A 13,239-nucleotide genomic window follows, 5' to 3' on the forward strand; every position below is an offset into this window, starting at 1 on the left:
GGCCTGGCGTCAGCGTAGAGGATGCCGCGGGCGCGGTGGAGGCCGTCGGCGCATCGGTCCGGTGGTTGATCATTGGGCGTCAAGTTGTCTGTACAGCTCCGGGTTTCTTGACGGCCACCGGCCGGACACCGGACTCCGCCGCTGCGTCCACCTCGGTCTCGTAGACCTGACGGGTCCGACACGAACGGCCGCTCCCGGGCCGGTGCCGGAGCCCCCCAGTCCGTCAGCAAGGAGCCCCACCCCATGAGTCCGAAGCCCGAACTGTCGCGCCGCAGCCTCCTCGGCGGCGCGGCGGCGGCCGCGGTGCTGTCCGCCCTCCCGCTCAGCGTCCAGCAGGCGCTCGCCGCGCCGGCCCGGCCCGGACGGCTGGCCGACATCGAGCACGTCGTGGTGTTCATGCAGGAGAACCGCGCGTTCGACCACTACTTCGGCACCCTGGCGGGCGTCCGGGGCTTCGGGGACCGCACCGCCGTGCGCGGCGTCGACGGGCGCTCGGTGTTCCACCAGCCGGACCCGAGCCGCAAGGAGGGCCACCTGCTGCCCTTCGCCATGAACGCCGCCCACACCAACGCCTACCAGCAGGGCGCGCCCGCCTTCGGCTTCGTCGACTCGATGAACGCCTGGAACGACGGCCGGGCCGACGGCTCGGTCACCCGCCGCTCCTCCGGCTGGCTCGGCCAGGGCTACTACGAGTCCGCGGACATGCCCTTCTACCACGCGCTGGCCTCGGTGTTCACGGTCTGCGACGCCTACTACGCGTCCGTGCAGTGCAACACCAACACCAACCGCGAACACCTGATGACCGGGACCAGCGGCGGCACCGTGCGGGACACCCCGGTCACCGACAACACCGAGATCCCCGGCGGCTACGAGTGGACCACCTACGCCGAGCGCCTGGAGCGGGCCGGCGTCAGCTGGAAGACCTACCAGGCCCTCGACAACTTCGACGACAACGCGCTCGCCTGGTTCGCCCCCTTCGTCAAGGCCAAGCCCGGTGAGCCGCTGTACGAGCGCGGCATGCGGGCCGTCGGCGACCCGGCGAAGAAGGACGACCCGTTCGCGATGGGCGACGCCCTGGTCGAGGCCTTCACCGCCGACGTCCAGGCCGACCGGCTGCCGCAGGTGTCCTGGATCGTCGCCCCGGCCGCGCTCTCCGAGCACGCCAACTACGCGCCGCCGAACGGCGAGCACCTCACCGCCCGGCTGCTGTCGGCGCTGGCCGCCAGGCCGGAGGTGTTCCAGAAGACCGTCTTCATCCTCAACTACGACGAGCACGGCGGCTTCTTCGACCACCAGCTGCCGCCCGTCCCGCCGCTGGCCGCCGGGCGCGGCAGGTCCAACGTGCCGGTGGACGGCGAGGTCGTGGTCCGGGTGGGCAAGGCCGGGAAGACCTACCACCGGGTGGTCGGCCAGGACGGCCGGTACCGGGTGAAGGCCGCCGACGGCACGCTCGGCTGGTCCGACACCCTGCCCGCCGGGGAGACCCTGCTCTCCGGCCCCTACCCGATGGGCCTGGGCGTACGGGTGCCGATGGTGGTGGTCTCGCCGTGGACCCGCGGCGGCGTGGTCGACTCCACCGTCTACGACCACACCTCCGTGCTGCGCTTCCTGGAGCAGCGCTTCGGCGTCCAGGAGCCCAACATCAGCCCCTGGCGGCGCTCGGTCTGCGGCGACCTGACCCAGGTCTTCGACTTCTCCGGCCGCAACCCCGTCTGGCCGCAGCTGCCCGACACCAGCGGCAACCGGCAGAAGGTGGTCGACACCGGCAAGCTGCCCGCCCCCACCGTGCCCAGCCCGCAGACCTTCCCGCAGCAGCAGCGCGGCACCCGCTCCGCCCGCCCCGCGCCGTACGACCTGCTCGTCAAGCCGCGGCTCAAGGGCGACGAACTGACCCTGGACTTCGTCAACCAGGGCCGCCAGGGCGCGGTGTTCGCGCTCTACCCGGCCCCCGGCGAGGCGCCCCGGTACTACACGGTGGCGGCGAAGAGCCGGCTGTCGGACGTCTGGAAGGTCGGGCCGCAGGGCTACGACCTGCGGGTGCACGGCCCCAACGGCGCGCTGTGGCACCTGCGCGGCGACACCGACTCGGCGTACGAGGTGTCGCTCTCCGAGGAGCGCGGCGGCAAGGTGCTGGAGGTCGACGTCATCAACCGCTCGCGCACCGCCCGGACCTTCCTGGTCGGCGACCTCGCCTACGGTGACGGACTGCGCGAGGTGCGGGTCCCGGCCGGCGACGACCGGACCGTCAACGTCGCCGTGGGGCCCGAGGGTTGGTACGACGTCGCGGTGGGCGTCCTGGACGACCTGGGCTTCCGCCGCCGGATCGCCGGCCGCTTCCCGTGGGACGACCGCACCGTCACCGACCCGGCCCTGGGCCTGGCCGACCCGCTCACCGTCGACGTCGCCCTCGGCGCCGCCTCCACCACCATCGACGAGCCGGTCCTGCTGCCCGGCCGCCCGGCCAGGGTCACCGCGACCTTCACCGCCACCGAGGCGCTCACCCGCTTCGAGGCCCGGCCGCTGCTCCCGCCCGGCTGGACGGCCACCGCCGTCACCGCGCCGCCCGCCGCCCTCGCCGCCGGTGCCACCGCGACCGCGGTCTGGGACGTCACCCCGCCCGCCCAGCTGCCCGCCGGCGCCACCCACCGCCTGCTGGTCACCGCCCGTGCCCTGGCCGGCGGCCGCTTCGCCGTCGCGGACGGCGAACTCGCCGCCCGCCCGGCCCCGGTGATGACCGGCCACCTGCTGGACGAGGACTTCGAATCGCTGGCCGGTGCGCTCCGGCCGGAGGGCGGCGTGCTCGGCTGGACCGCCCGGGCGCCCGAGGGCTGGTCGGTGGTCAACGCCCCCGGCATGCCGCAGGGCACCGTCCGGCTCCAGGGCTGGACCTTCCACACCAAGCGCGAGTGGACCGTGCCCGCCGGGCAGGACCGCGGCAACTTCGGCCGTGCCCTGGGCGTCGTCGCCGTCGCCGACCCGGACGACTGGGACGACACCGGTTCGCCGTCCCGCAAGGGCGTCTTCGACTCCACCCTGGTCTCGCCCGCCGTCCCGGTCCCGGCCGGCACCGCCACCCTCCACCTGGCCTTCGACTCGCACTACCGCCAGGAGGCCCCGCAGAAGGCCGCCGTCACCGCGGTGTTCGACAACGGGACCGAGACCCGGCTGGTCTTCTACAGCGCGGACGCCACCGGCAACGACAACGCGGGCAAGGACGCCCAGAACGTCCAGGTCGTCCGGCAGTTCGCGGTGCCGGCGGGCGCGCGTTCGGTGACGTTGAAGTTCCGGATGTACGACGCGGGCAACAACTGGTACTGGGCGGTGGACCACATCCGGCTGGACACCCGTCCGATCACGGGCTGACCCGGGCGCGCCGCGCCGGTCGTCGTCGCGACCGGCGCGGTCGCCGTTCCCGGCCGTGGGCAGGGCGGTTCAGCCCGTGGGGATGCCGACCTGGTCGCGTTCGAGGGCGGCGCGCAGGGTGGCGAGCGCCCCGGCCGCGGCGGACAGCGCGGCGGCGTCGAGGGTGTCCGCGAGCAGCTCGGCCAGGCCCTCGGTGACGGTCCGCTCCGCTGCCTCGACGAGCCGGGTGCCCTCGTCGGTCAGGACCAGCAGCGAGGACCGGCGGTCCGCCGGGTTCGGCCGCCGGGCGGCCCACCCCTGCTTCTCCAGGCGGTCGACGCCCTTGCTGGTCGCCCCGACGCCGATGGCGAACTCGGCGGCGAGGTCGGCCACCCGGCACCCGGGGTGGCGGTGCAGGTAGCCCAGGAACTCGTACTGCGAGGTGACGATCCCGTGCCGCTCGCGGAGCCGGTCGTTGAGGGCGTTGTACAGCCGCGTCTCGCACCGCACCAGGTCGGCGAAGAACCCGGCGAGGCCGGCTGCGGAGCGGGCGCCGTTCAATGTATCTTCCACGGCATATAGTGTACGGGAAGCTACTCAGCCAGGAGTGTGCCATGAGCAGGGAACAGCGCAGCCGGGTCGACGCGATGCTGCGGCAGCCGGCGCCCACCGGGCCCCGGTCGGTGGAGGAGATCAGGGCCGGCTTCCGGGCCCTGATGGCGGGGATGATCGTGCCCCACGACGCCATCCGCACCGAGCCGACGACCCTCGGCGGCCGACCGGCCCTACGGGTCCGGCCAGAGGGCCCGGAGGGGGACGGTTCGGATCGTGCTCCGGAAGGCGGGACGGACGCGACGATCCTGTACTTCCACGGCGGCGGCTGGGTCTTCGGCTCCCCCGAGACCGCCCTCTCGCTGACCGGGAACCTGGTGGCCAGGACCGGGGTCGAGGCGTACTCACCGGACTACCGGCTGGCCCCCGAGCACCCCTTCCCGGCCGCCGTCGAGGACTGCCTGAGCGCCTACCGGGCCCTCCTCGACCGCGGCGGGGACCCGGCCGCCATCGTCCTCGCGGGCGACTCCGCCGGCGGCGGACTCGCCGTCACCACCTGCCTCGCCGCCCGGGACGCGGGCCTGCCGCTGCCCGCCGCCGTACTGGTCCTCTCCCCGGGCCTCGACGCCACCCGGAGCGGCGAGAGCATCCGGACCAAGGAGGGCATCGACCCGATCTTCACCCGCGCCGCACTCGACCGCACCGGAGCCATGTACCTCGGCGGGGCCGACCCGCGGCAGCCGCTGCTCAGCCCGGTCCTGCACGCCGACCTGACCGGGTTCCCCCCGATGCTGATCCAGGTCGGCGCCAACGAACTGCTGCTGGACGACTCCACCCGCCTCGCCGCGCGGGCGCGCGAGGCGGGCGTGGACGTCATCCTCGACGTCACCGCCGACGTGCCGCACGTGTTCCAGGCCTTCGCCGGCGTCCTCGACGAGGCGGACGAGGCCCTCGACCGCGCCGCCCTCTTCCTGCGCCAGCGGCTCCGGGCCGGGCGGGCCGGAACCGCTGCGGGGACCTCGGTGGAGTAGGCGCGGAGCCCTGGCGGCGTAGGCGCGGGCCGGGGCTGAGCAGGCGCGGGTCGGGGTCGGGGTCGGGGCCGGGGTCAGGCTAGGGGTCAGACCGCGGCGCCGGCCCGCGCCAGGCGCAGCAGGTAGGCGCCGGAGGCGGCGGCCAGCAGGCCCATGCAGGCGGCGAACACCAGACCGGCGTGGGCCAGCCCGAGCGGCCCGGTGAGCAGCCCGACGCCGATCACCGGGATCGAGATGCCGAAGTAGCCGACCACGAAGAGGGCCGAGAGCGCCCCGCCGCGGTGCTCCGCCGGGCTCGCGGCGGCGACCTCGCCCACCGCGCCGCGCAGCCCCATGCCCTGCCCGGCGCCGCCCACCAGCGCGGCCGACACCAGCAGCGCCAGGACGGCCCACGCCAGCGAACCCGCCAGCAGCGCCAGACCGGCGATCAGCACCAGGCAGCCCAGCGGTACGGCCCGCGCCGTGCCCAGCCGGGGGACGAGCAGCTGACCGAGGGTCGAGGCCAGGAAGGCCGACGAGACGATCAGGCCGACCGCCGCACGGTTGTGCACGTCCAGCCCCTCGGCGAGGAAGGCCGGGGCGACCGAGGTGAACAGCCCCAGCAGGGAGAACCCGGCGAAGGCCGCGATCCCGGCCGGCACGAACACCCGCCGCACCTCCGGCGGCAGGCTGGGCCGGACCGGTCGGGCGGTGCGCAGCGGACGGGCGCCGACCACCGTCTCCGGCAGCCGCAGCAGCACGCCGAAGGCGGCGGCGAGCAGCACCAGGTGCGCCACGAAGGGCAGCACCAAGGGGTACGGCGCGTACTGGGAGAGCAGCCCCGCCACCAGCGGGCCGCAGCCCAGGCCGCCCATGTTGGCGGCCGTCGCGACGAAGCCCGCCCGTCCCCGGCGGCCCGGCGGTGCCAGCTCCAGCACGTACGCCGTGGCGGTGCCGGTGAACACCCCCGCCGACAGCCCCGACAGCAGCCGCCCCAGGCAGAGCAGCAGCACGCTGTCCGCGGCCAGGAACACGACGGCGCTGCAGGCCGCGCCGACCAGCCCGAACACCAGCACGGGCCGGCGCCCGACGGCGTCGGACACGTTGCCGACCAGCAGCAGCACCCCGATCACCCCGAAGGCGTACACGGCGAACACCACCGTCACCGTCAGTTCGGAGAAGCCGATCCGCTCCTGGTAGAGCCCGTACAGCGGGGTGGGCAGGGTGGTCCCGGTCATGCAGACCGCGAAGGCGAAGGCGGCCAGCAGGTAGCCCACCGGGGAGACGACGGGACCGGCAGTCCGATGATCAGTCACCAACCCACGATAGGCACCCGGGCCGTACGGGCCCACGGCGTACGGGCGCGCACTGGGCCGACCGGCCGTACGCCCGCCCGGCACCTGGACGGTGGCACCTCCGAGGCCTCCCGGCACCGCCGTCGGCCCGTCGGCCGACCGCGCGTGGGCCGGGTCAGGGCGTCGCGGCCCAGCCGACGACACCGACCAGCAGGCAGACGCCGGCCGCCAGCAGGCAGCCGAGGCCGGCCCACAGGAGTCGGCGCACCGCCTTGTTGTGCTGCGGGAACAGCCCGGCCGGGAGCCGGCCGCCGGTCGGCAGGGTGCCGACGGCCAGGCAGAGCAGCCAGAGGCCGAACGCGGCGACCGGGATCACGGCGAGCAGTCCGGCCAGGTCGCCGGTCGCGTAGGCGAGGCCCGTGCTGTGGGAGCCGCCATCGCCGTACTCGACGGGCAGGACGGCGCCGAGGTGGTGGGCGCCGTCGATCGGCGAGCCCTCGACCACCGTTCGGCCGTCGTCGGAGCGGAACGCGCCGGCGCAGGAGGTGATCAGCCCGGGCTTCGCCGGGTTGTCGCCCCAGCAGCGCTCCACGGTCAGCTCGCCCGGTCGGCCGCTGAGGCGGGCCGCGTAGGCGAAGGCGGTGCCGGCGGCCCGGCCGCCCAGGAGGCCGAGGGCGACGGCCGCTGCACCGAGGACGAGCAGGGCCAGGAAACCCGCGCCCCGGCTCTGCGGTTGCCGCAGGGCGGTGGCGGACTGTCGGGCGGTCGCGGATTGCCGGGTGGTGGCGGACTGTCGGGCGGTGGCGGACTGTCGGGCGGTCGCGGATTGCTGGGCGGTGGCGGACTGTCGGGTGGTCGCGGATTGCCGGGCGGTGGCGGACTGTCGGGCGGTGCCGGATTGCCGGGAGGTGCGGGACTGCCGGGAGGTGCGGGCCGACCTGTTCCTGCTGCTCATGACCGGTTCCGCTGTTCCTCGCCGTCGAGTCGCCCCCGGTCGGGTGGGGCCGCCGGGAACGATGGGGGGTCGATCATGTCAGACCGCCTCCGCAGCGGAACGGTTGGTGCGCGCCGCGGGCTGAGGCCGGGGGAGAGGGGGCGCTCAGAGCTTGTCGGCCGCGCGGACCCGGTGGAGGTGGATCAGCACGTCGTAGCTGCCGCCGAGGGCGAGGGTGGGCAGCGGCGTGCTGGTGAAGGTCGTGCCGGCGTCGTAGGTGGGGCGGGCGGTGTCCAGCCAGGTACGGGCGGCAGGCGGGGCCTGGCGCAGGTCGAGGTAGTAGTCGCGGGGGCGGACCCGGTCGAGGAGGTACTCGTTCATGCCGAGGGTGGCCGGCGGCACGGTGGTGCTGCGCCAGTCGTCGGCGAAGGGGTCGGCCTCGGTGAGGAAGGAGCCGCTGCCGAAGGTGAAGCCGATGCCGACGTAGCCGGCGCCGAGTGCCTCGCGCAGGTGGGCGCCCTGCGGCGTGGGGTAGAGGACCGGGTCGCTGGCCCGGTAGCCGACGTGGCCGTTGTGCGCGGAGAGCAGCACCTTGCCGCCGTGGCGGCGCTGCCACCACAGGGTGTTGTCGGCCATCGCCCGGTCGCGGAGCACCTGGGCGGCGACGACGGAGCCGCTGTCGTCGACCTGCATGGTGGTGAAGGCGAAGGTCCGGGCGATGTTGCGGGCGTGCTGGACGGCCCACTCGTAGTCCGCGTCGCCGTCCCGGCCGGCGGCGGCGACCAGGTCCAGCGCCTGCTGCGCCAGGTCCGCGTTGCGCCGGCGCTCGGGCAGCGGGGTGCGGCTGATGTAGCCGATGGCGTCGGTGAACGGGCGCAGGGCGGCGTAGGACTGCTCGACGCTCGACAGCGAGGCGGGGGCGGCCTTCCGCAGGTAGGCGGTGACCTCGGAGAAGGGCTGCTCGCCGATCCCGGGGAAGCCGAGGTCGGTACCCACGAAGTGGACCGGGTGCTGAGGGCCGCTCCGGTTGTACGCCCGCATCCAGCTGATGAGGTCGGCGAACTCGCGCCGCTGCCAGGGCGATCCGGCCATCACCCGGCGGACCAGCGTACGGGCGTCGCCGTCGCCCTGGCCCTGCACGAACGCGTCGATCAGCAGGCCCGCCGACCAACTGGCCTCCAGGGCGAAGGTGGTGAAGCCCTTCTCCTCGACCAGGTAGCGGAACACCCGGTGCTTCATGGTGAAGAACTCGTGGGAGCCGTGGGTGGCCTCGCCCAGGCCGACCACCCGGGCGTCACCGATCATCGCGCCCAGCGCCCGCAGCCCGGCGGCCGGGGCGTCGGGCTCGGTGGAGCGCAACGGGTGGGCGATCCGGTCGAGTTCGGCGGAGACCGCCGCGGTCTCCGGGACCGGCCGGGAGGCCGTCGGGCCGGCGGCAGCGGTGCCGGCCGCGGCTGCGGTGGCGGTGGCGGCCGTCGCCGGGATGAGCAGGGCGGCCGTCGCCGTCGCCGTGGTGGCGGTCAGCAGGGTCCGTCGGTCGATCGGGGTCCGGGTCACGGTCATGATGGCTACTCCACGGCTTGTCGTTTCAACTCGTCCGGCGGTGTGGGCCGGTGAGAGAATCCTCCGCCGAGGAGGGGGTCGGGCGCGCTGGGGAGGGCCGCCAGGTTCTTCGGGGGGCAGCCCCCACCCACCCGGGCCCCTTGGGGGCACCTGGACGGTTCCCCTGGGGCCACCTGGACGGATGGGCGGGCGGCTGGTAGGCGGTGGGAGGGCGTCGGGCACGCCCTGCTCCGGGTGCGCTGGGTGCTTGGGGCGCTTGGGGTGCTTGGGGTCAGCAGAGCCGGTCGGCGCGGTGGGTGGGGCGGCCGTCCAGGACGGTGAGCAGGACCGGGACCTCGGCGAGCTCGGTGGCGGGGGTGGTGAGCGGGTCGGCGGCGAGGACGGTGAGGTCGGCCCGGTGGCCGACCGCGATCCGGCCCGCCACCTGCTCCTCGCCCGCCGCGAAGGCCGGGTTGACGGTCATCGCGCGCAGCGCCTCCAGGGCGGTGAGGGCCTGGCGGGGGTTGTGCGGGGGCTGGCCGAGGTCGCGGGTGGGGCGGCGGTGGCGGGCCCCCGCCATGACGCCCAGCGGCGGGTAGGGGGCGATCGGCCAGTCGGAGCCGAGGACGACGGTGGCGCCCGCGTCCCACAGGTCGCGGCAGCGCCAGGCCCGGTCGGCGCGCTCCTCGCCCAGGCGGCGGGACCAGTTGTCGGTGTGGTCGGCGCGGGTGAAGTCGCAGCAGTGGGTGGGCTGCATGGAGGCGATCACGCCCAGCTCGGCGAAGCGGCGCACCACCTCGTCCGGGACGGTCTCGATGTGCTCGATCCGGTGCCGGACGGGGGCGGTTCGGGCGGCTGCTCCCGGGGCCGGGGTGGCCGGGATGGTCGCGGTGGCGGTCGGGGCGGTGGTCGCGGTGCCGGCCGTCGCGGTGGCCTGCTCGACGGCGTCGAGGGCGTGGCGGACGGCGGCGTCGCCGATGGCGTGGGTGGCCGTCGGTACGCCGGCCCGGTGCAGCTGCCCGATCACCTGGGTGTAGTGCGACGGGTCGGGCCAGAAGGCGTGGGTGGACTCGCCGTGGCAGTCCGGGCGTTCCAGCCAGGCGGTGCCGTTGTCGATCGTGCCGTCCATGAACAGCTTGACGCCGTCCACCTGCCACAATTTCCCGCTGCGGCTCTGGAGTTCGACCAGTTCGTCGAGCCCGTCCCGGTCCACGCCGGGCTGGCACCAGGGGGCGACCCGCAGGCGCAGTGGCAGGTCGCCCGCCTCGTCGAGCTCGGCGTAGAGGGCGAGGCTGTCGCCGCCCGCGTCCATTGCGTGTCCGCCGGTGAGGCCGTTCGCGGCCATGGCGCGCAGGGCGGCGGCCAGGCGCTCACGGCGCTCGGTGCGGGTGGGCCGGGGGGCGGCGCGTTCGACCAGTTCGCAGGCCGCGTCCTCCAGCAGCAGGCCGGTGGGACGGCCGGCGGCGTCGCAGACCACCTCGGCGGCCTGGGCGAAGGTGCGCGGACCGTCCACGCCGGCCAGCTCAAGGGCGCGCGGGCTGGCGATCATGGAGTGGGCGTCGAAGAGCTGGAGCAGCGCGGGGACGCCGTCGAGGACGGGGGCCAGGGCGGCGGACTCGACCGGGCGGTCGCCGAAGACGTTCGGGTCCAGCCCCCAGGCGTGCAGCCAGGCGCCCGGGCCGAGGCCCTCGACCTCGGCGGCGAGGGCGGCGCGGACGGACGGCAGGTCGGTGCAGCCGGAGAGGTCCAGGCCGTGGGTGAGCTCGGCGCCGGTGACCGGGTGGAGGTGGCCGTCGACCAGGCCGGGGGTGACCACGGCGCCCTTGAGGTCGATCACCGTCGTTGCGGCGTCGGCGAGTTCGCGGATCGTCCGGTCGTCGCCCAGGGCGGCGATCCGGCCGTCGACCACGGCGAGCGCGCTCTGCGGGAGGAAGCCGCCGGACGCGGGGTCGAGCAGGCGGGCGGAGAGGAGGACCAGGGAGGTGCGCACGTCGACTCCAGCGGTGGTGCGGGGTGGGGGAGGGAGGGGGAGGGGGGAACGGGGTCAGGACTGCTCTTCGGTGCGGGATCCGGGCTCGGCGGCGGTGGGGGATTCCGGCTCGGTGGCGAGGGCCAGTGAGCCTTCCGCCAGGCCGAGTTCGCGTTCGGCGGTGGCGGCCGCCAGTCGGATGACGGCCGAGGGGTGGTTGCCCAGACCGGTGTTGGCATGGGAGGCGAGGCCGTCGATCACCACCAGGATCCGGACGGCGGTGAGGCCCGGGTCCTCGGCGCGGAACTCGCCCCGCTCGACGCCCGCTCGGACGACGCCGGTGAGCCGGCCGCGCCACAGCGACTCCTGGCCGAGCACGCGCTCGCGCAGGACGGGCCGGTAGCGGCTGAGGTGGCGGGCGTTGAGCCAGAGCCGGCTCATGTCGTCGTACGCCGGGCCGGTGGTGCGGGCGAAGAAGCGGGCGAGGTGGTTGAGCGAGCGGCCGTCCGGCGGGTCGGCGGGCAGCAGTGACTCCAGTTCGGCGGTGGCGGCGCTGCCGAAGGCCTCGGCGACCAAGTCCTCCACGGCCGGGAAGTAGTGGCTGATCAGACCGGGTCTGACGTCGAGCTGCTCGGCGATCCGGCGCAGGGTGATGCACTCCAGGCCCTCGGTGAGGGCGACGGTGGCCGCAGCCTCGACGATCTCCGCGCGGCGGTCGTCGGGGGACTTCCGGATCCGTTTGCGCTGAACGCTTGACGTCATGTGCCGGATGCTATTGAGTGTGCGACCAATAAGCAAGCAGGTGGGCACGACACCCCCACGGAGGGCCCCCAATGGCGTCCACGCTCCCGGACCACCCCCAGTCCGACTCCCCCATCGGACCACCGCTCCCGCAGCCCGCGCAGTCCCCGAAGTCCGTACAGCTCAGCCAGATCGGCCAGTCCGGCCAGTCCGCGCAGCCCTCACAGGATCGGGCGGCCGGGCGGGTCGAGGTCCACGGCATCGACCACATCCCCGAGACGGAACGGAGGGGCCGCGCCCGCGAACTCTTCGCGGTCTGGGCGGCGGCCAGCGTCAACTACCTCAATCTGGTGGTCGGCGGCGCCCTGGTGCTGAGCGGCCTCAGCCTGTGGCAGGCCTTCGCGGTGGTGGTGGTCGGCAACCTGTTCTGGCTGGGCACCGGACTGCTGGCCGTCTCCGGACCGGCCGCCGGTGCGCCCAGCGAGGTGATCACGCGGGCGCTGTACGGCGTCCGGGGCAACCGGGTGAACAACGCCGTCACCGGCTGGATGATCTCCGTCTGCTACTTCGCACTGAACCTCGCGGCGGCCGCCGTCGCGGCGTTCTCCCTCGCCGAGCAGGTCGGGATCACCCCGGACACCCCGATCAAGATCGCCATCGTGATCGCGATCGTGGTGGTCACGCTGACCATCAGCGTGTACGGGCACGCTGTGATCGTGCGGCTGTACCTGCCGATCACCCTCGTCCTCGCCGCCGCCTTCGCCGTCGTCGGGTACGCGATCCTCCGGCACGCCGACTTCGGCTGGAGCCAGCCGCAGCCGCTCAGCGGCAGCGGGACGTGGGCGGCCGTCCTGGCCGGCGTCACCCTGATCGCCTCCGGGCCGCTCTCGTACACCATCAGCGCCGACTTCTCCCGCTACCTGCCGGCCGACACCTCCCCGCGTGCCGTGCTCGGTTGGACCGCCCTCGGCGGCTTCCTGCCCAGTGTCGTCGTCGGCGGACTGGGCGTGCTCGGGGCCACCGCCGTCGACATGACCGACCCCCAGGCGGCGCTCCGGACGATCCTGCCCGGCTGGTTCAACCCGGTCTTCCTCCTCTCACTGGTCATCGGCACCGTCGCCGTCAACGCCCTCACCGCGTACAGCGCCGGCCTCGCCCTCCAGGCCGTCGGCATCCGCATCCGCCGCACGCTCAGCGTGCTGGTGGACGGCACGGTCGCCGTCGCGCTGACCCTCTACGCCCTGCTGGTCTCCAACTTCCTGGACACGGTCAGCAACGTGCTCCAGCTGACCGTCGTCCTCCTCGGCCCCAGCACCGCCATCTATGCCGTGGACATCCTGCTGCGCCGCAACCGCTACGACGGGCGGGCACTGACCGACGAGTCGCCGGGCAGCCCGTTCTGGTACCGCGCCGGCGTCAACCCGGCCGGTGCGCTTGCCCTGTTGGCAGGCGTGACAGCCTCGGCCCTCTGTGTCGACACGCTCTACACCGGCCCGATCGCGGCGCTGACCGGCGTGGACCTGGCCCTCCCGGCCGGGATCGCGGTCGCCGCCGTGGTCTACGCCCTGCTGATGCGACGGGTGGTGTCGCGGGGGCAGGCCTGAGGTCGGGGCGGTCGGGCCTGTACGGTCTGCGCCGCAGCCGCCGCCGGAGCCACAGCGGTTCGGTGGGCGGTCCGTCGGTACGTCGCGCGGGAAGTCGGCAGGTCCGACTTCCCGCGTCGGCCTTGCCCGGTCGTCCTCCGTTCCGTCTCGGTGGCTCAGGTCGAGGTGGTGGGCCGAGGTTCGTCGATGGTGCCGTTGCGGAGCATGGGGAAGGGCGCGGCGGTCCGGAGGCGGGCGAGGGGCTCGGAGG

9 protein-coding genes are annotated in these 13,239 nt (G+C 74.5%); 3 read left to right on the forward strand and 6 right to left on the reverse strand.

What is annotated here, in order from left to right:
• Window positions 1–243 precede the first annotated feature (243 nt).
• Complete coding sequence (locus ACFC1T_RS10305; RefSeq protein ID WP_375886062.1) at window positions 244–3,363, forward strand: phosphocholine-specific phospholipase C; 3,120 nt, start codon at window positions 244–246, stop codon at window positions 3,361–3,363.
• A gap of 69 nt (window positions 3,364–3,432) precedes the next feature.
• Here ACFC1T_RS10305 and ACFC1T_RS10310 read toward each other — a convergent pair whose 3' ends face one another.
• Window positions 3,433–3,915 (reverse strand): MarR family winged helix-turn-helix transcriptional regulator, encoded by a 483-nt coding sequence (locus ACFC1T_RS10310; RefSeq protein WP_375886065.1) that lies wholly within the window; start codon window positions 3,913–3,915, stop codon window positions 3,433–3,435.
• Between the two features lie 41 nt (window positions 3,916–3,956).
• Between ACFC1T_RS10310 and ACFC1T_RS10315 the strand changes: the two genes are divergently transcribed.
• On the forward strand, window positions 3,957–4,925 hold the full coding sequence (locus ACFC1T_RS10315) for an alpha/beta hydrolase (RefSeq protein WP_375886068.1): 969 nt from the start codon (window positions 3,957–3,959) through the stop codon (window positions 4,923–4,925).
• An 86-nt stretch (window positions 4,926–5,011) separates the two neighbouring features.
• Here ACFC1T_RS10315 and ACFC1T_RS10320 read toward each other — a convergent pair whose 3' ends face one another.
• The 5 genes from ACFC1T_RS10320 to ACFC1T_RS10340 form a co-directional block, all read right to left on the reverse strand.
• Complete coding sequence (locus ACFC1T_RS10320; protein ID WP_375886071.1) at window positions 5,012–6,220, reverse strand: MFS transporter; 1,209 nt, start codon at window positions 6,218–6,220, stop codon at window positions 5,012–5,014.
• A 154-nt stretch (window positions 6,221–6,374) separates the two neighbouring features.
• Window positions 6,375–7,154: a hypothetical protein gene (locus ACFC1T_RS10325; RefSeq protein ID WP_375886073.1), complete on the reverse strand. Its 780-nt coding sequence runs from the start codon at window positions 7,152–7,154 to the stop codon at window positions 6,375–6,377.
• A 144-nt stretch (window positions 7,155–7,298) separates the two neighbouring features.
• Window positions 7,299–8,696, reverse strand: a complete 1,398-nt coding sequence (locus ACFC1T_RS10330; protein WP_375886076.1) for an erythromycin esterase family protein — start codon at window positions 8,694–8,696, stop codon at window positions 7,299–7,301.
• Between the two features lie 271 nt (window positions 8,697–8,967).
• Window positions 8,968–10,665: an amidohydrolase gene (locus ACFC1T_RS10335; protein WP_375886079.1), complete on the reverse strand. Its 1,698-nt coding sequence runs from the start codon at window positions 10,663–10,665 to the stop codon at window positions 8,968–8,970.
• A 54-nt stretch (window positions 10,666–10,719) separates the two neighbouring features.
• Window positions 10,720–11,406, reverse strand: coding sequence for a TetR/AcrR family transcriptional regulator (locus ACFC1T_RS10340; RefSeq protein WP_375886082.1), 687 nt, complete (start codon window positions 11,404–11,406; stop codon window positions 10,720–10,722).
• Between the two features lie 71 nt (window positions 11,407–11,477).
• Between ACFC1T_RS10340 and ACFC1T_RS10345 the strand changes: the two genes are divergently transcribed.
• Window positions 11,478–12,989 carry a purine-cytosine permease family protein gene (locus ACFC1T_RS10345; RefSeq protein ID WP_375886085.1) on the forward strand — a complete coding sequence of 504 codons (1,512 nt, stop codon included), beginning with the start codon at window positions 11,478–11,480 and terminating at the stop codon, window positions 12,987–12,989.
• Window positions 12,990–13,239 lie beyond the last annotated feature (250 nt).

This window comes from Kitasatospora sp. NPDC056076 (assembly GCF_042266305.1).
Taxonomy (GTDB): domain Bacteria; phylum Actinomycetota; class Actinomycetes; order Streptomycetales; family Streptomycetaceae; genus Kitasatospora.

Bases quoted from the DNA above. Each gene is read 5' to 3' on its own strand.
- ACFC1T_RS10340 (WP_375886082.1), bottom strand. From the start codon at position 11,406: ATGACGTCAAGCGTTCAGCGCAAACGGATCCGGAAGTCCCCCGACGAC.
- ACFC1T_RS10315 (WP_375886068.1), top strand. From the start codon at position 3,957: ATGAGCAGGGAACAGCGCAGCCGGGTCGACGCGATGCTGCGGCAGCCG.
- ACFC1T_RS10330 (WP_375886076.1), bottom strand. From the start codon at position 8,696: ATGACCGTGACCCGGACCCCGATCGACCGACGGACCCTGCTGACCGCC.
- ACFC1T_RS10345 (WP_375886085.1), top strand. From the start codon at position 11,478: ATGGCGTCCACGCTCCCGGACCACCCCCAGTCCGACTCCCCCATCGGA.
- ACFC1T_RS10325 (WP_375886073.1), bottom strand. From the start codon at position 7,154: ATGAGCAGCAGGAACAGGTCGGCCCGCACCTCCCGGCAGTCCCGCACC.
- ACFC1T_RS10305 (WP_375886062.1), top strand. From the start codon at position 244: ATGAGTCCGAAGCCCGAACTGTCGCGCCGCAGCCTCCTCGGCGGCGCG.